Genomic DNA, 242 nt, shown 5'->3' with positions numbered 1-242 from the left:
CACTGGCGCAGGAACAGCGCCATCACCCCGATCACCAGGGCGACGGCGATCAGCAGGGTGACTTCCACTTCGCGCAGCGAGGCGCGGATGGTCTGCGTGCGGTCGTTGAGCACCGAGACCTGGACCGAGGCCGGGAGCATCTGCTCAAGGCCCGGCAGGGCGTCCATGACCCGGTCGACGGTATCGACAATGTTCGCGCCCGGCTGGCGGAACACCACCAGGTTGAGGCCCTGCTGCTCCCC

1 protein-coding gene is annotated in these 242 nt (G+C 68.2%); it reads right to left on the bottom strand.

Annotated elements, in window-relative coordinates; genetic code table 11:
• A partial coding sequence (locus OH705_RS28480) for an efflux RND transporter permease subunit (protein ID WP_267303604.1) occupies positions 1-242 on the bottom strand: 242 nt, incomplete at both ends.

The sequence above is a fragment of the Pseudomonas sp. BJa3 genome (genome assembly GCF_026343815.1).
In the GTDB taxonomy this organism is placed as follows: Bacteria; Pseudomonadota; Gammaproteobacteria; order Pseudomonadales; family Pseudomonadaceae; genus Aquipseudomonas; species Aquipseudomonas soli.
Note: the sequence above shows the minus strand (reverse complement) of the source record. Positions and strands in the feature narration are given on the sequence as shown.